Genomic DNA, 25749 nt, shown 5'->3' on the forward strand with positions numbered 1-25749 from the left:
CGGCGCTGCGTCCTTCCGCTGCCGGCCGGTCGGCGGTCTCCCGCACGTCGGCGCGCACCCCCTCACGGGTCGGCGCGGCCGCGGCCGCGACCTCGGCGCGGCGGTCGAGGGGTCCCGGCGGCGTTGCCGCCCTGCCGCTCGGAGATCGCGGCGATCAGCTCGCCCTTGCGCATGCGAGCCGTGCCGGAGATGCCGAGCGACGCAGCCAGGCTCTGCAGCTCTGGCAGCAGCATCGCCGACAGACCGGTGCCGCTACGCCGACGACGGGCGGGAGCGGCGGCGGTGGCATCGCCAGCGACGTTGGAAACATCCGACGTCACGTCGGTGGTGTCGCTCAATGGATTCCTTCCCTCGATAAGGCCGGGACTGCCCGGAGTCGGAACTCAGGTGGCCGGGCGGCCTCGGTGCACCCGCCTCGCAAGGACGCGTCGCGGGAGTCTGTGACACAGCAGCCGGTCGGTATCCCGACTCACCAACGTCGGTGAGCAGGTCTCGCCGTCTGCGGCGACCTGTGGAAACTGCGGTGCGGCGTGGGCCTTTGGCAGGGGTGGACGGGCTGACCGCCGAGAGCTTCGGGGGTGCGCCGCCCCGCAGGAGATCGCGTGCTTCGCGGCTGTGCTAGGTCTAGAGCGTAATCAACTCTTCCGACCTGCGGCAACAGGGTCCCGCTCGGCGTGTCCAAGTCTACCCCGGGCGACCCGGGCGCCGCTGACGTCTATCGGTAACTGCCAGATCTGCCAGTCTGTTCCCACTGGGAAGGCCGCTGGAGGCTCGCTGAGCGCCAGCACAGTCGGCCCGGCCCCACTGACCACAGCCGCCACACCCGCCGCTCGCAACGCGCTGACCAGGGAAAATGTGCCGGGCATCCCGGCCGCGCGATAATCCTGGTGGAGCCGGTCGACGGTGGCCGGCAACAGCAGGGTCGGGTCCGCCGTGAGCGCGTGCACCAGCAGTGCCGCCCGCCCGGCGGTCAACGCGGCGTCGCCGTGCGGCACGGTGGCCGGCAGAGCCGCCCGCGCGGTCGCGGTCAATCCGCGTTCCGCCGGGACGAAGACGGTGGACCGCACCGCGTCGGCGACCGGCAGGGAGACGGCCCGGGCGCCGCCCGGCTCGGACCAGGCCACTGTGAAGCCGCCCAGCAGGCACGGCGCCACGTTGTCGGGGTGGCCCTCGATCTCGGCGGCCAGCCGGAGCGCGGCGTCGTCGTCGAGGCGGTGCTCCCCATCGACGACGAGGGCTCGGGCCAGCAGCACCCCGGCGACGATCGCGGCGGACGAGGAGCCCAGCCCGCGCGCCTGCGGGATCCGGTTGACGCACTCCACCCGCAGCCCGTCGGGGTGGCCGCCGAGCCTGTCGAACGCGGCGCGCATGGACCGCACCACCAGGTGCCGGTCGTCGTCGGGCAGCTCACCGGCCCCCTGCCCGGTCACCGTCACCCGGACGCCACCGGGCGCGACCTCGGCGGCCACGTCGTCGTAGAGCCCGAGGGCGAGGCCCAGCGCGTCGAAGCCCGGGCCCAGGTTGGCGCTGGTCGCGGGCGTCCGGACCCGGACCGGCCCGGCGGTGAAGTTCGTCGGCACGCGCTCATGCTAGGGCTCGGCGGCGACAGTCTGGTTTCGAGCCCGCAGCCTGGGACCGTCGAGTTCAGCCGGCCGGGTCCGGCACCGGCTCGGCGACCGGGTCGGTGAGCGAGAGCCGCCGGGTGGCGATCCGCCAGCCGACCGCGTACACCAGGGTGACCAGCCCGCAGCCGGCGAGCACCACCCGCTCGTCCACCGCGTCCACCACCAGGGCGACCGCCAGCTGGCTCACCGAGATGGCCAGCGTCGCGAGCATCATGTCGGTGGCGAAGACCCGCCCGCGCAACCGGTCCGGCACCTCACCCTGGAGGGCGAAGTTCGACATCACCCAGTTGCTGCCACCGGCGAAGTGCGCCACGAAGACCAGCAGCAGCACCAGCGGAAACCAGCGCACCACCGAGGTGCCGAGGTAGGACAGTCCGTAGAGCGACATGGACAGCGCGAGCCCGGGCAGCAGCCAGGCCCGGTTGGTCAGCACCCGACGCATCAGGATCGGCCCCACCAACGCCCCGGCCCCGCGCACCGCGAAGAGCAGGCCGGCGCCGAGCGGGCCCACCCCGTACACGCCGGCCAGCAACGGAAAGACGGTCAGCACGCCGTTGCCCAGACCCACCGCCGACTTCACGGTGACCAGCGCGAGCACCCGGGGGCGGTGACCGATGTAGCCGAGCGCCTCCCCGACGGCCGACCAGGTCCGCTGGGCTGGTCGGTCGGTGTCCCGCGGTGCCTGCAACGGCCGACGGATCCGGGTGGCGAGGCCCGCCGCCAGCGCCAGGCCCACCGCCGCCACCCAGAAGCAGGCGTACGGGCCGGCGGCGGTGCTGAGCACGCCGCCGAGTGAGGCGCCGACCACGGTCATGGTGCCCCAGGCCGACCCGGCGACGGCGTTTCCGGCGGCCAGCTCGTGCGGCTCCAGCACGTTGGGCAGCGCCGCCTGGGCGGCCGGCGAGTAGAAGGCCTTGGCGACCGCCACCACCCCGATCGCCACCAGCGCCAACCACGCCGTTCCGGCGCGCACGCCGAGCAGCAGCAGCACCCCCGCCAGCGCGGCCACGTTCGCCGCGATCATGATCTTCCGACGGTCGAACCGGTCGGCGATCGTGCCGGTGTACGGCAGCAGCAACGCCACCACGCCGGTGTCCACCGCCAGCACCAGCGCGCCCCACACCCCGCTGCCGGTCAACTGCGGCAGCAGCACCAGCAGGGGCACCATGACGAACCAGTCGGCACCGAAGACCACCAGTTCGGCGAGGAACAGATTGCGGAAACTCCGGTTGCCGGTCAGGACCGAGAGGGTGGACGTCACGCAGCGGGACCCTACCTGGTCACTGTCGGGGCTACACCCGCTCCCAGCAGCGTCGAGACGGTGACGAAGGTGTAACCGCGCGACCGGAGCCCGTTGATCATGTCGGGCAGACCACGCAGTGCGACCAACCGTCGACGCGCCCCCACGTCGTGGCCGAGCACTATCGTTCCCGGTCGGACACGGGCCACGATCCGCTGGGCGTGACCGGCCGGATCGTCGGGGAACTCACGCTCCACCATCTGCAGCGACCAGAGCACCAGCCGATAGTCCAACCGGGTCGCCCCGTGCAGCACCGCCCCACCCAGGTGACCGTACGGCGGGCGGAACAGCAGGGGCGACCTCCCGGTCACCTCGGCGATCGCGTCGTGACTGCGGCGCAGGTCGTCGTAGGCCTCGACGGCGTCCAACTCGGCCAGGTCCCGGTGCTGCCAGCTGTGGTTGCCCACCTCGTGCCCGGTGAGCCGGCCCTGGACGACCTCGGCGTGCCGACGGACCTGCTCCCCGACCATGAAGAAGGTGGCCGGGACCCGGTGCCGGGCCAGGGTGTCGAGCACCATCGGGGTCCACTGTGGGGCCGGGCCGTCGTCGAAGGTGAGAGCCACCAGGCGTCCGGTGGCTGGTCCGGACCAGACCACCTCCAGCGCGCCGGAGCCGACCCCCTGGCGGCCGTTGCCGTAGGTGGCGCTGGCCGGGCCGCCGGCGATCGGCGTGCGGCGATGGGTGCTCCACCACGCCTCGGACGTGCCCGCGCCGATGACCGCGCCACCGACGACGAGCAGACCGCGACGCAACAGGGCGCGTCGCCCCCAGCCCCGCGCGTGCTCGGTCATCGGCGCCCCGCTTCACCCCACCTGCCTACCAGGAGTATGCAAGAAGTTACACAAGGTGTGGCTCAGTCGGGTCGGAGTATTTCCCCCAGCGAAGCGGGCGCGCCCCGCAGGATCCTGCCGGGGGCGCGCCGAGATGTGATCCGACCTATTCGGTCGGCTCCGTCGGGGGCAGCGGGGAGGTACGGCTACGGGGCAGCCGCAGCACCTCGAACTGGTCCGTGCCCTCCACCAGAGCGGCCGACGGCGCGGGTCGCCCGCCCGGCTGCGGAGCGCCGGCGGCAGCCGGAGCAGGCGCGCCGCTCGGCACCGCGACCTGGTTCGGGGCGGCCACCTCGTCGGTCTCCGGCCCGGTCGCCGCCGGCTCGCCGGAGCGCCGCCGAGCGCGCCGGCCCCGCAGCGACTCCTTGGTGTGTTCCACCATCGCGTAGAGCGTCGGCACCAGGATCAGCGTGAGCAGCGTCGAGCTGAGCAGACCACCGATCACCACGACCGCCAGCGGCTGGGAGATGAAGCCGCCCTCACCGGTCAACCCGAGCGCCATCGGCAGCAGCGCGAAGATCGTCGCCACCGCCGTCATCAGGATGGGGCGCAGCCGGCGTCGGCCACCTTCGACCACCGCCTCCCGGACCCCCATGCCCCGCGCCCGGTACTGGTTGACCAGGTCGAGCAGCACGATCGCGTTGGTCACCACGATGCCGACCAGCATCAGCACACCGATCAACGCCGGCACACCGAGCGGCGTTCCGGTGATCAACAGCAGGCCGATGGCACCGGTCGCGGCGAACGGGATCGAGATGAGCAGGATCAGCGCCTGGGTGAGACTGCGGAACGTGGCCACCATGATCAGGAAGACGATCGCGATCGCGGCCAGCACCGCCAGGCCCAGGTCCGCGAAGGCGTCCGCCTGATCCGCGCTGACGCCACCGATGGTGAAGGTGGCACCCGGCACGTTGATGCCGTCCAGCCGCTTCTGCAACTCCTTGGTGGTCGCGCCCAGGTTCGACCCGGTCGCCGCGCCGGTGACCGACACGCTGCGCTCACCGTCGATCCGGGTGACCTGCTGCGGCCCCTCGCCCTGCGTGACGTCCGCGATGTCGTCCAGCTTCACCGGACCCACCGGCAGCGCCCGCAGCTCCTCCACCGTCATCGGCGGCTGCGTGCCCAGCCGCAGCACCACGTTCTGCTGCTGGCCGTCGAGCGCGACCTGACCCAGCGGCGCTCCCCGGAACGCCTGCGAGACGAGCTGCCCGACGGCGGCCTCGGTGAGCCCGGCCCGCCCGGCGGCGACCCGGTCGACAGTCACGTCGACCCGGGGCACCCGGGCGGCCAGGCTGGTGGAGACGTCCTCGACATCCGGGACGCCGGCCATCGCCGCCCGCGCCTGCTCGGCGGCCTGGGTCAGCGCCTCCGGGTCGCTGGCCTGGACGATCACCTCCAGCTGGCTGGTCGACGCCTCCTGCCCGCCACCGAAGCTGATCTCGCCCACGGCGGTGCCGAGCTTGTCGAACTCCTTGCGCAGCACCTCGCGCATCTGCTTCGCGTCGGTGTCGCCGTCGAGCGCCAGGGACCAGCTGGCGACGTTGTTGCCGCCGCCGCCCGCCCACGGGTTGTCCCCACTGCCGGCGGTCACCTGGTACGTCTCGACGCCCTTCGTGCCGGACAGCACCGACTCGACCTGCTTGGCCGCCGCGTCGGTCGCCGCCAGGCCACTGCCGGCCGGCAACTCCTGGCTCATGTTGAGGGTGTCCTGGCCGGAGTCGTCCAGGAAGTTGGTCTCCAGCTTCTGGGCCAGGCCGAAGGTGCCGAAGAGCACCAGCAGACCGAGCCCCACCGTGATCCAACGGTGCGACCGCTTGCCGGTGGCGAACCCGATCACCGGCAGGTACGCCCGCTGCAACGGGCTGCGCAGCTCCTTCTCCTCCGCGCCGCGCCGCACCGCCTCGTCGTCGGCGGTGCCGCCGCGCGGCTTGAGGAACCAGTACGCGAGCACCGGGATAACCGTCAGCGACACCAGCAGCGAGGCGAGCAGGGCCACCGTCACGGTGATCGCGAACGGCGCGAAGAGCTGCCCCACGAACCCGCCGACCAGCGCGATCGGCGCGAACACCGCCACCGTGGTGAGGGTGGACGCGGTCACCGCACCGGCCACCTCACGGACGCCGGTGATGATGGCGTGCCGCTTCTCCTCGCCGTACTCGAGGTGTCGTTTGATGTTCTCCAACACCACGATCGAGTCGTCCACCACCCGGCCGACCGCGATGGTCAGCGCGCCGAGGGTGAGCAGGTTGAGCGAGTAGTCACCGATCCACAGGGCGATCAGCGCGACCAGCACGGAGAGCGGGATGGAGACCGCGGTGACCACCGTGGAGCGCACCGACAGCAGGAAGACCAGGATGACGATGACCGCCATCACCAGGCCGAGCAGCCCTTCGGTGGTCAGCGACTCGATCGACTTCTCGACGAACGGAGCCTGGTCGAAGACCACTGTCAACTCCGCGCCGGAGGCGTTCTTCAGGTCGCCGAGCCGGTCCCGGATCTCGTGCGAGATCTGCACGGCGTTGCCGTCCGGCGCCGCGGTGACCGCGATGCCGAGGCTGTCCTTGCCGTTGGTCCGGGTGATCGCCGTGGCCGGAGCGAGCTGCTGCTCGACCGTCGCCACGTCGGCCAGCCGAACAGGCGTCGCCCCCGGGGAGATCACGATGCCGCGCAGATCCTCCACGGTGGCGATCGGCGTGCCGACCTGCACCGGCAGGGCCAGCGGACCGTCCGTCACCGCGCCGGCCGGGACCGCCACGCCGTTGGTCTTCAGTGCCGCGCCGATCGCGGTCGGCTGGATCCGGGCGGCGGCCAGCTTCGCCGGGTCCGGGGTGACCACCACCACGTCGTCGCGGGTGCCGGTCACCTCGACCGTGCGTACGCCCTCGATGCCCTCCAGCTCCGGCACCACAGTCGCGCGCAGCTTCTCGGCGAGCGCCCGCTGGTCGTCCCCGCCGGCTGCGGCCAGCACCACCGCCGGCAGGTCGTCGGTGCTACCGGCGATGACCTGCGGGTCGACGCTCTCCGGCAGCTGCGCGTCGATCCGGCTCAGCGCGGTCTGCATCTTGTTGACGACGTCGTCGAGGTCGGTGCCGAACTCGTAGGTCACCTGGACGGTGGCCGCCCCCTCGCGGGAGGTGGAGGTGACCTTGTCCAACCCCGGGATGCCCTGGAGGGCGTTCTCGATCGGCTCGGTCACCTGGGACTCGACGATCTCGGGCCCGGCACCGGGATAGGGAGCCACGATGAACGCGGCCGGGAACTCGAGCGACGGCAGCAGTTGCTGCTTCAGCGACGGCACGGCGAACGCTCCGAACACCGTGGTCACCACCGCGATGAGGGCGATCAGCCCTCGGTTGGCGAGGCTGAATCTGGCGAGCAGCGACATCGGCCTGGCTCACTCCTGAACGAGAATGCGGGCGGGGATACCCGAAAGTGTGCCGGACTCGCCTCCTCCGACCCCCGCCGCCCCCACGCCGTCCGACCGGACGCGTGCCCGCCGCCGGGCGGCGGCTCGCTCAGGCCAGGTCGAGGGCGCGCGCCGCAGCCAGCGGATCGTTCGCGATGGTCAACGGCGCCGGGGCGGTCGAGATCGCCCATTCCGGGTCTTTCAACCCGTGACCGGTCACCGTGCAGACCACCGTCGACCCGGACGGCACCGCGCCGGCCGCCGCCTGCTGAAGCAGGCCGGCCACGCTGGCCGCGCTGCCCAGCTCGACGAAGACCCCCACCTCGCGGGCGAGCAGGCGGTACGCCGACAGGATCTCCCGGTCGGTCACCGACGCGATCAGACCGCCGGAGGCGTCCCGGGCGTCCAACGCCTTGGTCCAGCTCGCCGGGTTGCCGATCCGGATCGCGGTCGCGATGGTCGACGGTTCCGGCACCACCTGGCCGGTCACGATCGGTGCCGCACCGGCGGCCTGGAAGCCGTACATCTTGGGCTTGCGGGTGGTGGCGCCGGCGGCCGACTCCTCCGCGTAGCCCATCCAGTAGGCGGCGATGTTGCCGGCGTTGCCGACCGGCAGGCAGTGGATGTCGGGCGCGTCACCGAGCGCCTCGACGATCTCGAAGGCGGCGGTCTTCTGGCCGTGCAGCCGGTCGATGTTGACCGAGTTGACCAACGCGACCGGGTGGTCCTGGGCCAGCTTCGCGGCGAGCGACAGACAGTCGTCGAAGTTGCCACTCACCTGGAGCAGCTTCGCGCCGTGCACCAACGCCTGGGCCAGCTTGCCCAACGCGATCTTGCCCTGCGGCACCAACACCGCGCAGGTCATCCCGGCCCGAGCCGCGTACGCCGCGGCGGACGCGCTGGTGTTGCCGGTGGAGGCGCAGATGATGGCCTTGTTGCCGGCCTCGACCGCCTTGGACACGGCGACTGTCATCCCCCGGTCCTTGAAGGAGCCGGTCGGGTTGGCGCCCTCCACCTTGAGGTACACCTCGCAGCCCATCCGGGCGGACAACACCGGCGCCGGCAACAGCGGGGTGTTCCCCTCGTGCAGCGTGACGACCGGCGTGGCCGCGGTGACCGGCAGCCGATCCCGGTACGCCTCGATCAGACCACGCCACATGTCGCTCTCCTCGCCTCTACCGCCGCGTCGACCCGAGCATCACGGCCACCTTGGACCAACCTGCCGGAACGGCCGCTGGCACACCCCGGCTTACCCACCTGGCGGGACGCGCGAGCCGCCCCATCGATGGTGCAACGAGTCAGGCGTCGCCCTCGACCCGCAGCACGCTGGTCACCGACCGGACGATCTCCAGGCCGCGCAGCTCGTCGACAGTCGCGGCGAGCGCGGCGTCCGGTGCCACGTGCGTGACGATGACCAGCTCGGCGCCGTCGCGCCCCGGCGACCCGCCGGCCGAGCCCTGCCGGACCGTCGCGATCGACACGTCGTGCCTGGCGAACACGCCCGCCACCGAGGCCAACACACCCGGGCGGTCGGCCACGTCGAGGCTGACGTGGTAGCGGGTCAACGCCTCGCCCATCGGCCGGACGGCCAGGTCCGCGTACGAGCTCTCACTGGCCGCGCGCACCCCGGCGAGCCGGTTGCGGGACACCGCGACCACGTCGCCGAGCACCGCGCTGGCGGTCGGCGCGCCACCGGCGCCCTGACCGTAGAACATCAGCTGCCCGGCGGCGTCCGCCTCGACGAAGACCGCGTTGAACGCGTCGCCGACGCTGGCCAGCGGGTGGCTGCGCGGGATCATCGCCGGGTGCACCCGGACGCTCACCGTCTCCCGGCCGGTCGGGTCGACTCCCCGGGCCGCGATGCAGAGCAGTTTGATGGTGCAGCCCATCGCCTGGGCGCTGGCCACGTCCGCCGCGGTCACCTCGGTGATGCCCTCGCGGTGCACGTCGGCCGCGCCGACCCGGGTGTGGAACGCCAGCGAGGCGAGAATCGCCGCCTTCGCCGCCGCGTCGAAACCCTCGATGTCGGCGGTCGGGTCGGCCTCCGCGTATCCCAGGGCGGTGGCCTCGTCCAGCGCCTCGGCGAAACCGGCGCCGGTCGCGTCCATCGCGGAGAGGATGAAGTTGGTGGTGCCGTTGACGATGCCGGTGACCCGGTTGATCCGATCCCCGTGCAGTGACTCGCGCAGCGGGCGCAGCAGCGGGATGGCCCCAGCCACCGACGCCTCGTAGTAGAGGTCGCCGCCGCCCTCCGCGGCCGCCTCGTGCAGCGCCACGCCGTCCTCCGCGAGCAGCGCCTTGTTGGCGGTGACCACGCTCTTGCCGGCGTGCAGCGCCTCCACCAGCCAGCTCCGGGCCGGCTCGATGCCGCCGACCACCTCGATCACCACATCCACGTCGTCCCGCTTGATCAGGCCGAGCGCGTCGGTGGTGAACAGCTCCTCGTCGACCGGAAGGTCACCGCGGTCGCGGCCGAGCCGACGGACGGCGATGCCGGCGATCTCCAGCGGAGCGCCGATCCGCGCGGCCAGGTCGGCTGACTGCTCGTGCAGCAGCCGGACCACCTCCTGGCCGACCGTGCCGCAGCCGAGCAGTGCCAAGCGCACAGGTGACGTCATCCCACATCCAAAGCGAGCAGGTCCTCTTCGGTTTCCCGCCGGACGATCAGGCGTGCCAGACCGTCGCGCACCGCGATCACCGGTGGCCTGGGCACATGGTTGTAGTTGCTGGCCATGCTCCGGCAGTACGCACCGGTCCCGGGCACCGCGACAAGATCTCCGGGCTGCACGTCGGCGGGCAGGAATTCATCCTTCACCACGATGTCCCCGGACTCACAGTGCTTTCCCACCACGCGGGCGAGCAACGGCTGGGCGCCCGAGGCCCGGGAGGCCAACGTCGCCGAGTAGGACGCGTCGTACAGGGCGGTGCGGATGTTGTCGCTCATCCCGCCGTCGACGCTGACGTACGTCCGGATGCCGTCGAGGTCCTTGACCGTGCCGACCTCGTAGAGGGTGAACACGGCAGGCCCGACGATGGCCCGCCCCGGCTCGATGGACAGTCGGGGCACGGACAGGTTCTCCGCCGCGCACTCCGCGTCGACGATCCGGCGCAGCCGCTTGGCCAGCTCCTGCGGGGTGGCCGGGGTGTCCTGGGTGGTGTACGCGATGCCGAAGCCGCCGCCCAGGTCCAGCTCGGGAAGCTCCACCCCGCGCGCGTCGCGGATCTGCGCCTGGAGGGCGAGCACCCGGCGGGCCGACACCTCGAAGCCGCTGGCGTCGAAGATCTGCGAGCCGATGTGCGAGTGCAGGCCGCGCAGCTCCAGCACGCCCTCGTCGAGGATCTTGAAAGCGGCGGCGGCAGCGGCCCCGCCAGCCAGCGAGAAGCCGAACTTCTGGTCCTCGTGGGCGGTGGCGATGAACTCGTGGGTGTGCGCCTCCACCCCGACGGTGACCCGGACCAGCACCCGGGGGCGGACCCCGCGCTCCCGGGCCAGCGCGGTGAGCCGGTCGATCTCGGTGACCGAGTCGACGATGATCCGTCCCACCCCGGCGTCCAGCGCCCGGCTCAGCTCGGCGGTCGACTTGTTGTTGCCGTGAAAGCCGATCTTCTCCGGCGGCATCCCGGCGGAGAGCGCGGTGGCCAGCTCACCACCGGTGCAGACGTCCAGGAAAAGGCCCTCCTCGGCGATCATCCGGACCACCGCCCGGCAGAGGAACGCCTTGCCCGCGTAGTAGACGTCCTCGGTCGGGAAGGCCGCCCGGAAGTCGCGGCAGCGCGACCGCAGGTCGGCCTCGTCCAAGACGTACACCGGGGTGCCGAACTCGGCCGCGATGTCGCGGACGCTCAGGCCCGCGACGGCGAGCGCGCCGTCGGCGCCGCGCGTCACGCTGCGCGGCCACAGCGCCGGCGTCAGGGCGTTGACGTCCTCCGGGGTACGCAGCCACGCCGGACCCCGACTGCCGATGTCACCGTGCAGCGCACCGGCCTCGTGAGCGCGCACGCCGTCACATCCTCTCGGGGGCGGAGACCCCGAGCAGGTGCAGGCCGTTGGCGATCACCGTGCGGGTGGCGTTGTTCAGCCAGAGCCGGGCCCGGTGCAGGTCCGTGACCTCCTCGTCGCCCAGCGGCAGCACCCGGCAGTTGTCGTAGAACCGGTGGTAGGAGGCGGCGACGCTCTCCTCCAGGTAGCGGGCCACCCGGTGCGGCTCGCGCAGCTCGGCTGCGGTGGCGACCACCGCCGGGAACTCGGCGAGCGCCTTGAGCAGCTCGTTCTCCTTCTCGTGGTCGAGCAGCTCCGGCCGGAAGGCGTCGGCGTCGCCCGGCAGCAGCCCCACCTCGGCGGCGTTGCGGGCCACGCCCGCCGTCCGGGCGGCGACGTACTGCACGTAGTAGACCGGGTTGTCGCGGGTCGCCCGGGTCCACAGCTCGATGTCGATGTCGATCGGGGAGTCGCTGGAGTAGCGGGCCAGCGCGTACCGGGAGGCGTCCACGCCGATCGCCTCGACCAGGTCCTCCAGGGTGATCACGGTGCCGGCCCGCTTGCTCATCCGCATCGGGGCGCCGTCGCGCAGCAGGTTGACCAGCTGCCCGATGAGGATCTCCAGGTTGCGCTCCGGGTCGTCGCCGAAGCAGGCCGCCATCGCCTTCATCCGGCCGATGTAGCCGTGGTGGTCGGCGCCCAGCATGATCACGACCCGCTCGAAGCCGCGCTCCCGCTTGTCCAGGTAGTAGGCGCAGTCCGCGGCGAAGTACGTCCACTCGCCGTTGGACTTGCGCAGCACCCGGTCCTTGTCGTCGCCGAAGTCGGTGGTGCGCAGCCAGGTGGCGCCCTCGGACTCGTAGAGGTGCCCCTGCTGACGCAGCCGGTTCAACGCCAGGTCCAGCTCGCCCCGGTCGTGCAGGTCCTTCTCGTTGAAGTAGGTGTCGAACTCCACCCCGAAGTCGCGCAGCGAGGAGCGGATCTCGTCGAACATCAGCGCGACGCCCTCGACCCGGAAGACCTCCTGGGCGGCGGCGTCGTCGAGGGTCAGCACCTCCGGCCGGCGGGCCCGCACCTCGGCGGCGATCTCGGCGATGTACGCCCCGCCGTAGCCGTCCTGAGGCGCCGGCTCACCCTTGGCGGCGGCGAGCAGCGACCGGGCGAACCTGTCGATCTGCGAACCGGCGTCGTTGAAGTAGTACTCGGTGCCGACCTCGGCGCCGGTGGCCCGCAGCAACCGGCTCAGCGCGTCACCGACGGCCGCCCAGCGGACCCCGCCGATGTGCACCGGCCCGGTCGGGTTGGCCGAGACGAACTCCAGGTTGATCTTCTCGCCGGCGAGCCGCTCGCTGCGGCCGTACTCCGCGCCGGCCTCGACGATCACCCGGGCGAGCTGACCGGCGGCCGCCGCGTCGAGCCGGATGTTCAGGAAGCCCGGCCCGGCGATTTCCACCGATTTGACACCCGACGCCCGGCCCAGCTCCTCGCTCAGGGCGGCGGCGAGCTCCCGGGGCGGAACACCCACCTTCTTGCTCAACTGCAGAGCCAGCGTCGACGCGTAGTCGCCGTGCTCGGGGTTGCGCGGTCGCTCCACCACAGTGCTCGCCGGCAGCGCGGCGCGGTCCAGCCCACGCTGCTCGAAGACGGCGTGGGCGGCGGCAAGGACGACCGAGGCTAGTTCTGCAGGAGTCACCCAACCATGTTATCGGGGGTAGACTCGGGCACTCGGCGGCTCCCCTGCGCGTCATCCGGCCCGCCACTCCCCTGACCGACCGACTTGACGAGGCACGATGAGCATCAGCACCCCGGGTGGCCCTGAGCGCCGCCCGTCCGTGGTCAGCACCGGCAAGAAGCCGGCCGCGGGCCGGCCGGCGTCCGGCGCCAAGGCCGGTTCCGGCAAGCCGGCGGGTTCCCCCCGGGCCGGGGGCAAGGGCCCGCGCAAGCCGGTCACCCCGGTCAAGGTGAGCCAGGGCCGGGCGTGGGGCCCGATCGCGCTCTTCGTCGCGGTGGGCGTGCTCGTGGCCGGCATCATCGGGTACGGCGCCTGGGCGTCGTTCCAGGGCTCCAAGCCGTGGGACAAGCGGGCCAACGCCATCGACGGCATCTCCAACATCCGCAAGTCCGACCCCGAGAGCCTGAAGTACGAGTCGCACAAGTCGGGCCCGCTCACCTACAAGTACTCGCCGCCGGTGGGCGGGGTGCACAACGCCGCCTGGCAGAACTGCATGGGCGACGTCTACGACGCCCCGATCGCCAGCGAGCACGCGGTGCACAGCCTGGAGCACGGCGCGGTCTGGATCACCTACCGGCCGGACCTGCCGAAGGACCAGGTCGACAAGCTCGCCGGCAAGGTGCGCGGCGTCGAGAAGATGCTGATGAGCCCGTACGAGGGCCTGGACAAGCCGATCTCGCTCCAGGCGTGGGGCTACCAGCTCAAGGTCGACAACGCCGACGACTCGCGGATCGACGAGTTCATCAAGGACCTGCGGGTGAACGCCTCCGTCGAGGGTCCGACGGCGCTCTGCAACACCGGCATCACCGCCACCGGCACCACGCCGCGTGAGCTCCAGCAGCAGCAGCAGCCGCCCACCCAGTAAGGACAGCAATGACCGCTCCGGCAACCACCGACAGCGAGTACGACGACGACCTCCCGGCCGCCCCGGACCAGGGCGGCCGGGCCCCGGCGTCGCGCTACGGCGTGCTGACCCTCGCCATCATGCTGGTGGTCGGCCTGCTTCTGGGGTATGCCGGCGGTCTGCTCACTCCCCGCCTGACCCGGCCCGGTGACGCGTCGGTCGAGGCGGGCTTCGCCCGGGACATGACGACCCACCACGCGCAGGCGGTGGAGATGAGCCTGATCGCGTACCGGTCGGCCACCCTCCCCGAGGTGCGGCAGATCGCCGTCGACATCGCCACCGGGCAGCAGGGCGAGATCGGCGCGATGCAGACCTGGCTACGCGAGTGGGGGCTGAGCCCCACCGGGTCGAAACCGCCGATGGCGTGGATGTCCGACGGGGCCACCGTCAAGGACGGCCTGATGCCGGGCATGGCCACGCCGGCGCAGATGACCGCCCTGCGCGACGCTCGGGGCATCGAGATCGACCGCCAGTTCCTGACCCTGATGTACAACCACCACCTGGGCGGCATCCACATGATCGACGCGGCCCTCGACGAGACCGACAACGCCGAGGTGGTGCGGGTGGCCCAGACCATGAAAGCCACCCAGCAGACCGAGCTGAACAACCTCCGGCAGCTTCAAGCCCAGGCAGCCAAGGGCTGACCCCACCGGGGACCGGCGAACGGGCCTGCGTCACCGCCACACCAGCCCGAGATCGAACGAGCGCTCGGGTTCGGGTTGACCTCCCGGTCGCCCAGGTACGTCCAGGGTGCCGTGTTCTGGATGATGACGGTCGCCAGCTCGGCCTCCGCCGGCTCGCCGGGACGCTCCAGAACGATCGCCGGGTGCCGCCGGTCCGAGGCGAAGAAGTACTGGCTCATGATCGAGCGCAGATAGAGCGACGGCGTGGACACCCGCCCCTTCCGCCGGGCCTGCTCCACCCGGTGGATCACCGCGGCGTCCAGACCGTACCCGGCGCAGAAGGTGAAGTAGCGATCGTCGGCGCGGCCGAGCCCCACCGTCCGGCTCCGGCCCAGCCGCAGCCCTTCCAGGATCATGCTGGTCGCCTCCGGCCACTCCCGGGGCAGACCCACCGCACGGGCGAACACGTTTGTCGAGCCGCCGGGGACGGTCGCCAGCGCCGGCAGTCGCTCCGCCATCGGGGCAGCGTCGGCGCGAGCCGGCGGCTCGGCCGTCATCAGACCGTTCACCACCTCGTTCACCGTGCCGTCACCACCCAGGGTGACAACCAGGTCGACCCCTTCCGCGGCCGCCTCCCGGGCCAACGCCGTGGCGTGCCCGCGTCGGCGGGTGTAGCGCACGCTGAGGTCGACTTCGCTGCGCAGCGCCCGGACAAGCACGTCCCGGCTGCGTTCGCTGGTGGTGGTGGCCTTCGGATTGACCACCAGGACGGCCCGCATGGGCGGCACTGTACCTCTCGATGACCCGGGTATCGTGGCGCGCGTGACCATCGACTCGGCTCCGATTCCCGTCACGCTCCGCTGGGCGGTCCGGCTGCTGTGGGCGGAGGCGGCTGCCGTCGGGCTGGTCGCCGGCTGGCTGGTCTGGGCCGATCTCACCGCCACCAGCACCGACCGTCTCTCGGCGTTGCTGGTGACCGTGTTCGCCATCGGGGCGGCGGTCGTGCTCTGGGCGTTGGGCCGGGGGCTGCTGCGCCGTCAGGCGGGCGCGCGGGCCCCCGCGATCGTGCTCCAGCTCATGCTGCTGCCGATCGGGTGGTTCATGATCCAGGGTGGGCTGGGCTGGCTGGGCGTGCCGTTGATGGTGCTCGGCCTGAGCGTGGCATGGCTGCTGATCAGCCCGCCGACGACCCGTGCCCTCGGCTTCGAGTGACGGGGTCGGCGTGCGCCGCGCCGGTCAGTAGCCGGCGGAGCGGCGGGTGAGCAGCGCGATCGTGGCCCGACCGTCGGCGGCCGTGGCGGATGCCGAGCTCGTCAACGCGGTGAGCACCTTCCAGGCGAAGGACGACTCGGCGGGCAGCGTGGCACCGCGGACGGTCGGCACGGTCACCTCGATGGTCAACGCGTCCTCGGTGACGGCGAAGCGGCACTCCAGCTCGGCGTCGCGGGTGGCGATGGCGAGCAGCATCGCGCACGCCTCGTCGACAGCGATCCGCAGATCCTCGATCTCGTCGAGCGCGAACTGCAACCGGGCCGCGAGACCGGCGGTGGCGGTGCGAAGCACACCCAGGTAACCGCCGTCGGCGGGCACCGTGAGGTGCACCACGTCATCGTCGGTCACTGGTTGGCCAGTCAGTTGAGTCACGCCTCATCCCCCCGGTCGGGGACTCTACCCGGTCAGTGGTCGGGACGCGTGCCGGCGGTGGTGGCATGGTCGGCCAGCTCGCGGAGCGCGTCGCCGCTGAGCCGATAGGGAACCCATTCGGTCACCTGTTCCGCGCCGATCGAGGCGTAGAAACCGGCGGCCGGGTTCCAGTCGAGCATTGACCACTCCAGCCGCCGGTAGCCGCGTCGTACGCAGATGTCGGCGAGGGTGGCGAGCAGCAGCCGACCCGCTCCGGTGCCCCGGGCGGCCGGCCGGACGTAGAGGTCCTCCAGGTAGATGCCGTGCACGCCGGCCCAGGTGGAGAAGTTGAGGAACCACAGCGCGAAGCCGATCGGCTCGTCGTGCTGGTCCACCGCGACGTGGCCGAAGAGCGCCGGGGCGCTGCCGAACAGGGCCGCGGCCAGCTGGTCGGTGGTGAGGTGGCACTGCTCCGGGGCCCGCTCGTACTCGGCCAGGTCGTGCACCATGGCGACGACGGCCGGCACGTCCTCGGGACGTGCCGGCCGGATCGTCGGGATGACCGGGGCGGTCACGCCTTCTTGGTCTCCCAGAAGATCTTGGAGATCTCGTCGATCTTCCCGAGCAGCTTGTCGGCGGTGGCCGGGTCGAGGCTGCCCTTGACGCCACCGGCGCCGGCGAGCTTGGTGGCCTCGTTGAACAGCTGGTGCAGCTGCGGGTACTTCTCGAAGTGGGTGGCCTTGAAGTAGTCGGTCCAGAGCACCCAGAGGTGGTGCTTGACCAGCTCGGCGCGCTGCTCCTTGATGATGATGGCGCGGGTGCGGAACTCCGGGTCGGTGTTCGCCTGGTACTTCTCGCAGATCATTTTGACCGATTCGGCCTCGATCCGGGCCTGAGCCGGGTCGTAGACACCGCACGGCAGGTCGCAGTGAGCGCTCGCGGTGACGCGGGGCGCAAGGATGCGCGGAAGTCGCATCGGATTCCTCCATGGGAAGTTTGCGATGATCAAAGGCGACATTACTCCTGGGAGTGCTCCCCGAACCGGGTGGAGGTGAAACCAGTGACCACCGATCACCCGGCTGAGGCCCCCCGGTTGCGCGGGCCGCTGGCCGCCGTCCTGGTGACCGGTCCGTCCATGGCGCCGACCCTGCGGCACGGCGACGCGGTGCTGGTCCGCCCCGGCGGCCGCCCGATCCGAGCCGGGGACGTGGTGGTCGCGGTCTTCCGCAGCCGGCCCGAGCTGCTGGTGGTGAAGCGTGCGGTCCGCCCGCAGGAAGGCGGCTGGTGGCTGCGCGGCGACAACGACCTGATCACCGACGACTCCCGGGCGTACGGGGTGGCCGACGTGCGGGCCAGGGTGGTGGCTCGTTACTGGCCCCGCCCCGGACGGGTGCCTCGCCGCCGGATATGACCCTGCTCACATCCGAGGGGGAGGGTCGACACTATGCTCGGAAAGTGCCGGGTGACCCCCCGCGCCGCGTGCCACCGCTCGCCGCCCACCTCGCGGCCGGGCCCGCCGCCTCACATCTGCTCGACAGATCCTGGAGTCACCACCATGTCTTCGTCCACCGTGGACCCCGCTGATCCCGTCTTCCTGCTGCACCGCGGCGGCAAGATGGCCGTCACCTCGACCGTGCCGCTCACCAGCCGGGAAGATCTCTCCCTGGCGTACACCCCGGGGGTGGCCCGGGTGTGTGAGGCGATCGCCGCCGACCCCGCCCTGGTGGACGAGTACACCTGGGTGTCGCACACGGTCGCGGTGGTCACCGACGGCTCGGCGGTGCTCGGTCTCGGCAACATCGGCCCGCGCGCCGCGCTGCCGGTGATGGAGGGCAAGGCGGTGCTGTTCAAGCAGTTCGCCGGGGTGGACGCGGTGCCGGTGTGTCTGGACACCCAGGACGTGGACGAGATCGTCGCCGTGGTCCGGGCGCTGGCCCCCTCGTTCGGCGGCATCAACCTGGAGGACATCAGCGCGCCGCGCTGCTTCGAGGTCGAGCGTCGGCTCGACGAGGCGCTGGACATCCCGGTCTTCCACGACGACCAGCACGGCACCGCGATCGTGGTGCTCGCCGCGCTGCGCAACGCGGCGACGCTGCTCAACCGCAAGCTCGGTGACCTGCGGGTGGCGGTCAGCGGCGCGGGCGCGGCCGGGGTGGCCGTGACGAAGATGCTGGTCGCCGGGGGCGTCAACCCCGACCAGGTGGTGGTCTGCGACTCCAAGGGAATCATCGGCCGACACCGCACCGAGTTGACCGGCACCAAGGCCGAGCTGGCGGCGAGCACCAACGCCGACGGCCGGCACGGCGACATCACCGAGGCCTTGCGCGGCGCGGACGTGCTGATCGGGGTCTCCGGTGGGCAGATCCCCGAGGCGGCGGTGGCCGGCATGGCACCCGGCGGAATCGTGTTCGCGCTGGCCAACCCGACCCCGGAGGTGCACCCCGAGGTGGCCGCCCGGCACGTCGCGGTGGTCGCCACCGGGCGCAGCGACTACCCCAACCAGATCAACAACGTGCTGGCCTTTCCCGGGGTGTTCCGCGGCGCGCTGGACGCCGGCGCGACCCGGATCACCGAAGCGATGAAGGTCGCCGCCGCGGACGCCATCGCCGGTGTGGTGGTCGAGTCGCTGACCGCCGACGCGATCGTTCCGTCCCCGCTCGACCCACGCGTCGCGCCAGCCGTCGCCGAGGCGGTCGCCGAAGCCGCCCGCCGCGACGGGGTCGCCCGCCGGTAGGCCGTTCCGGCGGAGCACGCCGGACCGACCTGGGCGCAGCAGGCTTCTTAACGAGGGCTCAGCTTGTTACCGTGCGGATCATGCGTGCTGCCTTCGCCTCCCGTTTCGACGACGCCGAACCGCTCGCCGCGCTCACCGTCGGCGAGCGGCCCGAGCCGACCCCGCCAGCCGACGACTGGGTGACCGTGCGGGTGCGGGCCACCTCGCTCAACCACCACGACCTCTGGTCGTTGCGCGGGGTGGGTCTCACCGAGGCGCAGCTGCCGATGATCCTCGGTTGCGACGCGGTCGGGGACGACCCGGAGGGCCGCCCGGTGGTGGTGTACCCGGTGGTCGTCACTCCGGGCGACCCGCGCGGCGTTTCCATCCTCTCCGAGCACTTCCCCGGGACGCTCGCCGAGCGGGTCGCCGTACCCCGATCGAACCTGGTCCCGCTGCCCGACGGCATGGCGGCGACCGACGCGGCCTGCCTGCCCACGGCCTGGCTGACCGCGTGGCGGATGCTGACCACCAAGGGCCGCGTCGCGGACGCGGACAGCGTGCTGGTGCAGGGCGCGGGCGGGGGCGTGGCCACCGCGGCCGTCGCGCTCGCCGTCGCGATGGGCAAGCGGGTGTACGCGACCAGCCGGGACGCCGTGAAGCGGGACCGGATCTCGGCCCTCGGCGCCACCGCCCTGGAACCCGGTGCCCGCCTGCCGGAACGGGTCGACGTGGTGATCGAGACGGTCGCGCGGCCACCTTCGACCACTCGCTGAAGTCGGCCGCGCCGATGGCCCGGATCGTGGTCTCCGGCGCGACCGCCGGGCACGAGCCGGCGGTCAACCTGCGCCGGGTCTTCGCGATGCAGCTGGAGATCCTGGGCACCTCGATGGGGACGCCCGGTGAGCTGTACGAGCTGCTGGAGTTCTGTTCCGACAACGAGGTGCGGCCGGTGGTGGACAGCGTGGTGGGCTTCAGCCGGGTCGAGGACGCCTTCGCCAGAATGCACTCCGGCGAGGCCTTCGGCAAGATCGTCATCGACCACACAGCCTGACGTTCCGCCGCGCTCGCGGATCGCCAGCCCCACCTCGCCCCTCGCCCGCGCCTCGCCCCTCGCCCTGCCCCGCCCTCGCCCGCCCAAGATCGCGCAACATCATAGAAATAGTGGCCTGACCGTTCTGGGAGGCCACTATTTCCCGGTTATTGCGCGATCTTGGGTCGGTCCTGCCGGCCAGGCAGGCAGGCTGCGGCGCGTTCCGCCTGCCCGGCGCAACAACAGGGAAACTGCTGCCTCGGGTCGCGTTGAGGCAGCAACATCCCTGATGTTGCGCGGATCTTGATGCGGCCCGGGGCGGGGCGGCCCGGGGCGGAGCGGAGCGGCCCGGGGCAGCGGGCGCGACTGGCCGGGCGTGGTCAGAGGTGGTCGTCGAAGGTGGCGATGTCGCCGCGCGTCGCGTCGGTGGGGATGCGCTTCTTCGCCGCCGCGTCCCCGTAGAGCGACCAGCGGAGGAACTCGACGGACGTGTCCGACACGACCCGCAGCGTGGCGCCGTCGCTGAGCAGCGCCCGCCCGTGGTCGCCCTTGGGCAGGCTCAGCATCGCCTTCGGCCACGGCACCTTGTCGTACGCGGCCTTGCCCGCCGCGTAGTCGATCACCTCGTCCAGCTCGCCGTGCACGAACAGCTGTGGTGCGGCAGCGCCGGCGAACGCGGTGCCCACCCCGAGCGCGGTGCCCGCGAACACCACGCCGGCGTCCAGCCGTTCGTCCCGGCTGGCGGTGAAGAGCCCGATGGTGGTCACCCCGCCGGCCGAGTGCCCGGCCGCGGCCACCCGCTCACCGTCCAACCGGCCGCGCAGCGCCTCGCCGGCCTTTGCGTTCAACGCCAACACCTGGTCCAGCGCGTACGACACGTCGGCCGGCTGGTTGAGCACGTCGAGCACGTTGTTGTCGGCACCCCGGGAGGTGTGCGGGAACGTCGGCGCGGCCACCACGAAGCCCGCCGCCGCCCAGCGGGTCAGCAGCGTGGCGTAGTCGTCCGGTCGGCCGCCCAGCCCGTGGCTGAACATCACCACCGGAAACCGGCCCTCCGCCGCCGTCGCGGACCGCTTGGCCGCGCCGCCGGCCTCCCCGGTCGCCGGGTACCAGAGCGTCGTCGGCAGCGCGCGGCCGTCCCGGTTCAGCTTGAGCTGGCGTACGCCGACCGCGAAGGTGCGCTGCGGGGCTTTCCCGGCGGGGACCTGCGGTGTCGGCGTGGCGGCGGGCTGCGGCTCGGCCGGTGGCTGCCAGCTCTCGGCCTTCCGGGCGTCCGCGGAGCAGCCGACCAGACCGGCCAGGAGCACGGCGCTGGCGAGCAGGGCGGAGGTGACGCGTGGCGACATGAATCCGATTGTGCCCTGCCCGACGGAGCGGCCAGGTGGGCATCGACGGGCTGTGCCGCTTCGCTCACCAACGATCCGCGCGGGCTGCTCGGGTCACTGGGCCGGGCGGGACTCGTACCGGGTCAGGGCGGGGGATCGGGCGTCGGCGGGGAGCCGGGCACCGGCCGCCGGGTCGCCGTAGAGGGCCCAGCGGAGGAAGTCGGTGGTGGTGGCGAGGACCGGACCGAACCCCGGGTGCCCCGGCGTGAGGTACCGGCCGTGATCCTGACCGAGCAAACTGAGGAACACGGCCGGCCCGGGAGTACGCGCGTACGCGGCCCGGCCGACCGTCACCGGCACCACCGGGTCAGCGGTGCCGTGCACGAAGAGCACCGGCGCGGTCGGCCCCGCGAAGCTGCCCGGCAGCCCGCCGCCGGCGATCACGATCCCGGCCCGTAACCGGGCCGGGTGTCCCTCGCTGAACATGCCGGAGGTGGTGAAGCCGCCGGCCGAGTGTCCGGCGGCGGCGATCGAGGTGAGGTCGAGGTGATTGGCGAGCGGATCGACGCCGGCCCGGTCGAGGCCGCCCAGGTACCGGATCAGCCGCCACCCGTCGGCGGGCTGGTTGCGTACGTCGGCTCGGGTGAAGTGCGCGGCACCCTGCCGGGTGTGCGGGTACGCGGGCGCGGCCACCACGAAGCCGGCCGCCGCCCAGCGGGTGGTCAGCCCGGCGTGCAGGTCGGGCCGGCTGCCCAGCCCGTGGCTGTAGATCACCACCGGGAAGCGTCCGGCCGCCACCCCGTCGGCCGACGCCGGGTACCAGATCGTCACCGGTAGCGGGCGCGCCGAGCGCGGATCGAGGGTGAGCGTACGCACGCCGACGGCGTACGACCCCTCGGGCGCTCGACGCGCCGACACCGACCCGGCTGCTTCACCCGCCACGGCCGTGGCCGGCGAACAGCCGGCCAGCAGCGCTGTCACCAGTACGGCGCTCAGCCGCCCCGCCCCCATCGTTCCACGGTAGGTGCCTGGGCGGGCGGACCGGCCCCGCCGTCCGGCTCGGCTGCGCCCGCCACCCGGTCGGGTCACCTCCGCCGGCCGGGTCCTACCGTTGGGACGCCGTGGGCCGGGGACGGTGCCGGGTGACCAGCTTCGCTAGGGTCACCGGCATGCCTGAGAACTACACGGACCCCAGCGGCAACACCGAGGCGTTCCGCGCCTTCAATCAGACGCCGGAGGCCGCAGCGCCGACGGAGGCCCCCTCCCGGCTGCCGGTCATCATCGTCGGAGCAGTGGTCGTCGTGGTGCTGGTGGCCCTCGTCGCCTGGCTGGCGACCAGCTGATCTCGTCGCCTGGCTCGCGACCAGCTGATCCGGGCGCCTGGCTGGCGACCGGTTGATCCGGTCGTCTGGTCGGCGACCGGTTGATCCGGGCGAGGTGCGGGGCGGCGTCAGGCCGCGCCCACCACCTCCCGGGTCTGCCGGGCGATCTCCCGTTCCTCGTCGGTGTGGATGACGCAGACGCTCACCTCGGCGCCCTCGGGTGAGATAACCCGGTCGCCGGCACCGTCGTTGCGGGTGTCGTCCACGGCGATGCCGAACCGCTCCAGGCCGGCCAGCGCGGCGGCCCGGACCGGCGCCGCGTGTTCGCCGACCCCGGCGGTGAAGGCGATCGCGTCGAGCCGGCCGAGCAGCGCGTAGTAGGCCCCGACGTAGCCGGTGATGCGTCGGCAGTACACGTCGAAGGCCAGCTCCGCCGCCGGGTCGCCGGCCGCCCGGCGCTGGAGCACCTCGCGCATGTCGTTGACGCCGGTCAACCCGAGCAGCCCGCTGCGGTGGTTGAGTAGGTCGTCGATGTCGTCAACCGACAGCCCACCCTCCCGGCGCAGGTGGAAGATGACGGCCGGGTCCAGGTCGCCGCTGCGGGTGCCCATCACCAGCCCCTGCAACGGCGACAGGCCCATCGAGGTGGCGACGCTGCGACCGTTCGCCACCGCGCAGGCGCTGGCCCCGTTGCCCAGATGCAGGGTGATCGTGTTGAGCTGCTGGTACGGGCGATCCAACAGTTCGGCGGTGCGGCGGGAGACGTACCCGTGCGAGGTGCCGTGGAAGCCGTACCGACGGATGGCGTACCGCTCGGCGGTGTCCCGGTCGATCGCGTACGTCGCGGCGGCCTCGGGCAGGGTGTGGTGGAACGCGGTGTCGAAGACGGCGACCTGCGGAATGTCCGGCAGGGCCGCGCGAGCCACCTCGATGCCGGCGAGGTTGGCCGGGTTGTGCAGCGGGGCGAGCGGCACCAGGTCCCTGATCGCGGCCAACACCGCGTCGTCGACCAGCACCGGTGCGCTGAACGTCCGGCCACCGTGCACCACCCGGTGCCCGACCGCCGTCAGCCCGGTCAGGTCCAGCCCGTCCAGGATCTGCCGGACCGCCTCGGTGTGGTCCGCCGGGCCGCCACCGGGCTCACCGACGCGCTCGACGGTGCCGTGGTCGAGGGCCCGCTCACCGTCGTAGCGGCGCCACTTCACCGAGGACGACCCGCAGTTGAGCACCAGCACCCGACTCACGACGCCTCCTCGGTGGCTGCCTGGATGGCGGTGATCGCCACCGTGTTGACGATGTCCGGCACTCCCGCCCCCCGGGACAGATCGTTCACAGGTCGACGTAGCCCCTGCATGACCGGGCCGACGGCGACCGCACCGGCGGAGCGCTGCACCGCCTTGTACGTGTTGTTGCCGGTGTTCAGGTCCGGGAAGATGAAGACCGTGGCGTGACCGGCGACCGGGCTGCCCGGCAACTTCGTCGCCGCCACCGCCGGGTCGATCGCCGCGTCGTACTGGATCGGCCCCTCGACCAGCAGGTCGGGTCGGCGCTCCCGGACCAGCGCGGTGGCCGCGGCGACCTTCTCCACGTCCGCGCCGGCACCGGAGCTGCCGGTGGAGTACGACAGCATGGCCACCCGGGGTTCGATGCCGAATCGGGCCGCGGTGTCGGCCGACGAGATCGCGATGTCGGCGAGCTGGGCCGCGTCCGGGTCGCGGTTGACCGCGCAGTCGCCGTAGACCAGCACCCGGTCGGCGAGCAGCATGAAGAAGACGCTGGAGGCCACCGAGACGTCCGGCAGGGTGCGGATGATCTCGAACGCCGGTCGGATGGTCGCGGCGGTGGTGTGCGTCGCGCCGGAGACCATGCCGTCGGCCCGCCCGGTGGCCACCATCAGCGTGCCGAAGTAGTTGGGTTGCGCCACGATGTCGTGCGCCAACTCGACGGTGACGCCCCGGTGGGCGCGCAGCCGGGCGTACTCGGCGGCGAAGTCGTCGCGCCACCCGCTGGTGACCGGGTTGACCACGTTCGCGTCGCCGAGGTCGATGCCCAGCTCACGGGTGCGGCGGGCGATGTCGTCCGGCCGGCCGAGCACCGTCAGCTCGACTACTCCGCGGCGCAGCAGGATCTCCGCCGCCCGCAGAATCCGCTCGTCGGTGCCCTCCGGCAGCACCAGGTGCCGGGGCTTCGAGCGGGCCCGGTCGATCAGCTCGTTCTCGAACATCAGCGGGGTGACCCGCGTCGACCGGCTGACCCGCAGCCGGCGGGCCAGGTCGTCGGTGTCGACGCAGCGCTCGAACGCGCCGAGCGCGGCCTCCACCTTGCGCGGATTGGCGGCGCTGGGCCGCCCCTCGATGCGACTGGACGCGGCCACCGTGTCGTAGCTGTCGCTGCGTACCGAGAGCACCGCCAGCCCGGTGTTCAGCCCCTCGACCAGCCGCATGACCCTCGGGTCGGGCTGTTCGCCGAGGGTGAGCACCAGCCCGGCCACCGACACCTGCCCGGCCACGTGCGCGGCGCTCGCGGCGACGAGCAGGTCGGCCCGGTCCCCGGGGGTGATCACCAGAGCGCCGTCGGTGAGGTGGCTCAGCAGGGTCGGCACATGCGCCGCGCCGACCACGAAGTCCAGCACGTCCCGACCGAGCGCGGCGTCGTCCCCGGCCAGCAGGGTGGTGCCGAGCGCCGCCGCCACCTCGGCCACCGTCGGCGCCGACACGCTCGGCACCTCCGGGATGGCGTACGCGGGAACCGGCAGGTCGGGCAGCGTCATCGGTTCGGTCACCCGGTTGGCGATCACCGCGAGCACTGTCGCGCCCAGGTCGGCCAGATCGTGGTACGCCCCCCGCATCGCCGCCGCGACCGCCGCGGGTTCCTGCTCGAAGCCGTCCACCACCGGCACCACCACGCTGCCGAACTCGGTGGCCAGCCGGGCGTTGAAGGCCAGTTCGCGGGGGCGGGCCGGGTCGCCCGGGTCGTCGAAGTCGCTGCCCACCACGACCACCGCCGGGCATTGCCGCTCCACCGCCCGGTAACGCTCGACGATGGCGGAGATCAGCTGCTCCCGTCGGCCGTCGGCAACCAGCGCGGCAGCCTCGGCGTAGCTCGCCCCGGCCAGCTCGGCCAGCGGCACCTCGACCCGGTAGCGCTCGCTGAGCAGGGCGAGGATCGGGTCCTGCCCGGTGTCGGCGACCAACGGCCGGAACACGCCGATCCGCCCGACCTGGCGGGACAGCAACTCCGCAACCCGAGGGCGATCGTCGACTTCCCCCCCGCCGGACCCCACGCTCGTCAGATACACACTTCGGGCCACAACCCCACCCTAGAAGATCGCAAG

21 protein-coding genes and 3 pseudogenes are annotated in these 25749 nt (G+C 72.3%); 7 read left to right on the plus strand and 17 right to left on the minus strand.

The window, feature by feature from the left end; genetic code table 11:
- From JM949_RS16505 to argS, 9 genes and pseudogenes are all read right to left on the minus strand, one after another.
- Window positions 1–338: pseudogene (locus JM949_RS16505) on the minus strand (Rho termination factor N-terminal domain-containing protein); the annotation flags it as partial.
- 297 nt (window positions 339–635) lie between these two features.
- The gene (thrB, locus tag JM949_RS16510) at window positions 636–1580 is read right to left on the minus strand and encodes a homoserine kinase (protein ID WP_203149343.1); all 945 of its coding nucleotides are present in this window, start codon (window positions 1578–1580) and stop codon (window positions 636–638) included.
- Between the two features lie 64 nt (window positions 1581–1644).
- Window positions 1645–2886, minus strand: coding sequence for an MFS transporter (locus JM949_RS16515; RefSeq protein ID WP_203149344.1), 1242 nt, complete (start codon window positions 2884–2886; stop codon window positions 1645–1647).
- Between the two features lie 11 nt (window positions 2887–2897).
- On the minus strand, window positions 2898–3716 hold the full coding sequence (locus tag JM949_RS16520) for a polysaccharide deacetylase family protein (protein WP_203149345.1): 819 nt from the start codon (window positions 3714–3716) through the stop codon (window positions 2898–2900).
- A gap of 145 nt (window positions 3717–3861) precedes the next feature.
- Complete coding sequence (locus tag JM949_RS16525) at window positions 3862–7140, minus strand: efflux RND transporter permease subunit (RefSeq protein ID WP_203149346.1); 3279 nt, start codon at window positions 7138–7140, stop codon at window positions 3862–3864.
- Window positions 7141–7270: 130 nt separating this feature from the next.
- The gene (gene thrC / locus JM949_RS16530) at window positions 7271–8320 is read right to left on the minus strand and encodes a threonine synthase (protein WP_203149347.1); all 1050 of its coding nucleotides are present in this window, start codon (window positions 8318–8320) and stop codon (window positions 7271–7273) included.
- 139 nt (window positions 8321–8459) lie between these two features.
- Window positions 8460–9767, minus strand: a complete 1308-nt coding sequence (locus tag JM949_RS16535; RefSeq protein WP_203149362.1) for a homoserine dehydrogenase — start codon at window positions 9765–9767, stop codon at window positions 8460–8462.
- 8 nt (window positions 9768–9775) lie between these two features.
- On the minus strand, window positions 9776–11161 hold the full coding sequence (gene lysA, locus JM949_RS16540; RefSeq protein ID WP_203149348.1) for a diaminopimelate decarboxylase: 1386 nt from the start codon (window positions 11159–11161) through the stop codon (window positions 9776–9778).
- 4 nt (window positions 11162–11165) lie between these two features.
- Window positions 11166–12833, minus strand: a complete 1668-nt coding sequence (gene argS, locus JM949_RS16545; RefSeq protein ID WP_203149349.1) for an arginine--tRNA ligase — start codon at window positions 12831–12833, stop codon at window positions 11166–11168.
- 97 nt (window positions 12834–12930) lie between these two features.
- On the opposite strand from argS, the gene JM949_RS16550 reads away from it, so the two are divergent.
- Window positions 12931–13737, plus strand: coding sequence for a DUF3105 domain-containing protein (locus tag JM949_RS16550; protein ID WP_203149350.1), 807 nt, complete (start codon window positions 12931–12933; stop codon window positions 13735–13737).
- Window positions 13738–13745: 8 nt separating this feature from the next.
- Window positions 13746–14420 carry a DUF305 domain-containing protein gene (locus tag JM949_RS16555; RefSeq protein WP_203149351.1) on the plus strand — a complete coding sequence of 225 codons (675 nt, stop codon included), beginning with the start codon at window positions 13746–13748 and terminating at the stop codon, window positions 14418–14420.
- Window positions 14421–14462: 42 nt separating this feature from the next.
- Here the strand turns inward: JM949_RS16555 and JM949_RS16560 are convergent.
- Window positions 14463–15178: pseudogene (locus JM949_RS16560) on the minus strand (diacylglycerol/lipid kinase family protein); the annotation flags it as partial.
- Window positions 15179–15221: 43 nt separating this feature from the next.
- Here JM949_RS16560 and JM949_RS16565 point away from each other — a divergent pair.
- Complete coding sequence (locus JM949_RS16565; protein ID WP_203149352.1) at window positions 15222–15611, plus strand: hypothetical protein; 390 nt, start codon at window positions 15222–15224, stop codon at window positions 15609–15611.
- A 24-nt stretch (window positions 15612–15635) separates the two neighbouring features.
- On the opposite strand, the gene JM949_RS16570 is transcribed toward JM949_RS16565, so the two are convergent.
- The 3 genes from JM949_RS16570 to sodN are packed head-to-tail and all read right to left on the minus strand — an operon-like array spanning window position 15636 to window position 16998.
- The gene (locus tag JM949_RS16570; protein ID WP_203149353.1) at window positions 15636–16043 is read right to left on the minus strand and encodes an ATP-binding protein; all 408 of its coding nucleotides are present in this window, start codon (window positions 16041–16043) and stop codon (window positions 15636–15638) included.
- A 32-nt stretch (window positions 16044–16075) separates the two neighbouring features.
- Complete coding sequence (locus tag JM949_RS16575; RefSeq protein WP_203149354.1) at window positions 16076–16597, minus strand: GNAT family N-acetyltransferase; 522 nt, start codon at window positions 16595–16597, stop codon at window positions 16076–16078.
- A complete protein-coding gene (sodN, locus tag JM949_RS16580; protein ID WP_203149355.1) occupies window positions 16594–16998 on the minus strand; it encodes a superoxide dismutase, Ni in 405 nt (134 codons plus the stop codon). Before sodN ends, JM949_RS16575 begins: the two co-directional genes overlap by 4 nt.
- Window positions 16999–17082: 84 nt before the next feature.
- On the opposite strand from sodN, the gene JM949_RS16585 reads away from it, so the two are divergent.
- The 3 genes and pseudogenes from JM949_RS16585 (at window position 17083) to JM949_RS16595 (ending at window position 19789) form a co-directional block, all read left to right on the plus strand.
- Window positions 17083–17433 carry a S24/S26 family peptidase gene (locus tag JM949_RS16585; protein WP_309232187.1) on the plus strand — a complete coding sequence of 117 codons (351 nt, stop codon included), beginning with the start codon at window positions 17083–17085 and terminating at the stop codon, window positions 17431–17433.
- Window positions 17434–17577: 144 nt separating this feature from the next.
- Window positions 17578–18756, plus strand: a complete 1179-nt coding sequence (locus JM949_RS16590; protein ID WP_203149356.1) for an NAD(P)-dependent malic enzyme — start codon at window positions 17578–17580, stop codon at window positions 18754–18756.
- Window positions 18757–18827: 71 nt separating this feature from the next.
- Window positions 18828–19789, plus strand: a pseudogene (locus tag JM949_RS16595) (zinc-binding dehydrogenase).
- Window positions 19790–20148: 359 nt separating this feature from the next.
- Here JM949_RS16595 and JM949_RS16600 read toward each other — a convergent pair.
- Window positions 20149–21114, minus strand: a complete 966-nt coding sequence (locus JM949_RS16600; RefSeq protein WP_203149357.1) for an alpha/beta hydrolase family protein — start codon at window positions 21112–21114, stop codon at window positions 20149–20151.
- A gap of 93 nt (window positions 21115–21207) precedes the next feature.
- A complete protein-coding gene (locus JM949_RS16605; protein ID WP_203149358.1) occupies window positions 21208–22104 on the minus strand; it encodes an alpha/beta hydrolase family protein in 897 nt (298 codons plus the stop codon).
- A gap of 158 nt (window positions 22105–22262) precedes the next feature.
- Here JM949_RS16605 and JM949_RS16610 point away from each other — a divergent pair, with 158 nt between their 5' ends.
- Window positions 22263–22436 (plus strand): hypothetical protein, encoded by a 174-nt coding sequence (locus tag JM949_RS16610; RefSeq protein ID WP_203149359.1) that lies wholly within the window; start codon window positions 22263–22265, stop codon window positions 22434–22436.
- A gap of 107 nt (window positions 22437–22543) precedes the next feature.
- On the opposite strand, the gene JM949_RS16615 is transcribed toward JM949_RS16610, so the two are convergent.
- Window positions 22544–23659 (minus strand): acetate/propionate family kinase, encoded by a 1116-nt coding sequence (locus tag JM949_RS16615; protein ID WP_203149360.1) that lies wholly within the window; start codon window positions 23657–23659, stop codon window positions 22544–22546.
- On the minus strand, window positions 23656–25725 hold the full coding sequence (pta, locus tag JM949_RS16620; RefSeq protein ID WP_203149361.1) for a phosphate acetyltransferase: 2070 nt from the start codon (window positions 25723–25725) through the stop codon (window positions 23656–23658). The genes JM949_RS16615 and pta overlap by 4 nt, the downstream gene beginning before the upstream one ends.
- Between the last annotated feature and the right edge of the window lie 24 nt (window positions 25726–25749).

The sequence above is a fragment of the Micromonospora tarensis genome, from assembly GCF_016803395.1.
Classification (GTDB): Bacteria; Actinomycetota; Actinomycetes; order Mycobacteriales; family Micromonosporaceae; genus Micromonospora; species Micromonospora tarensis.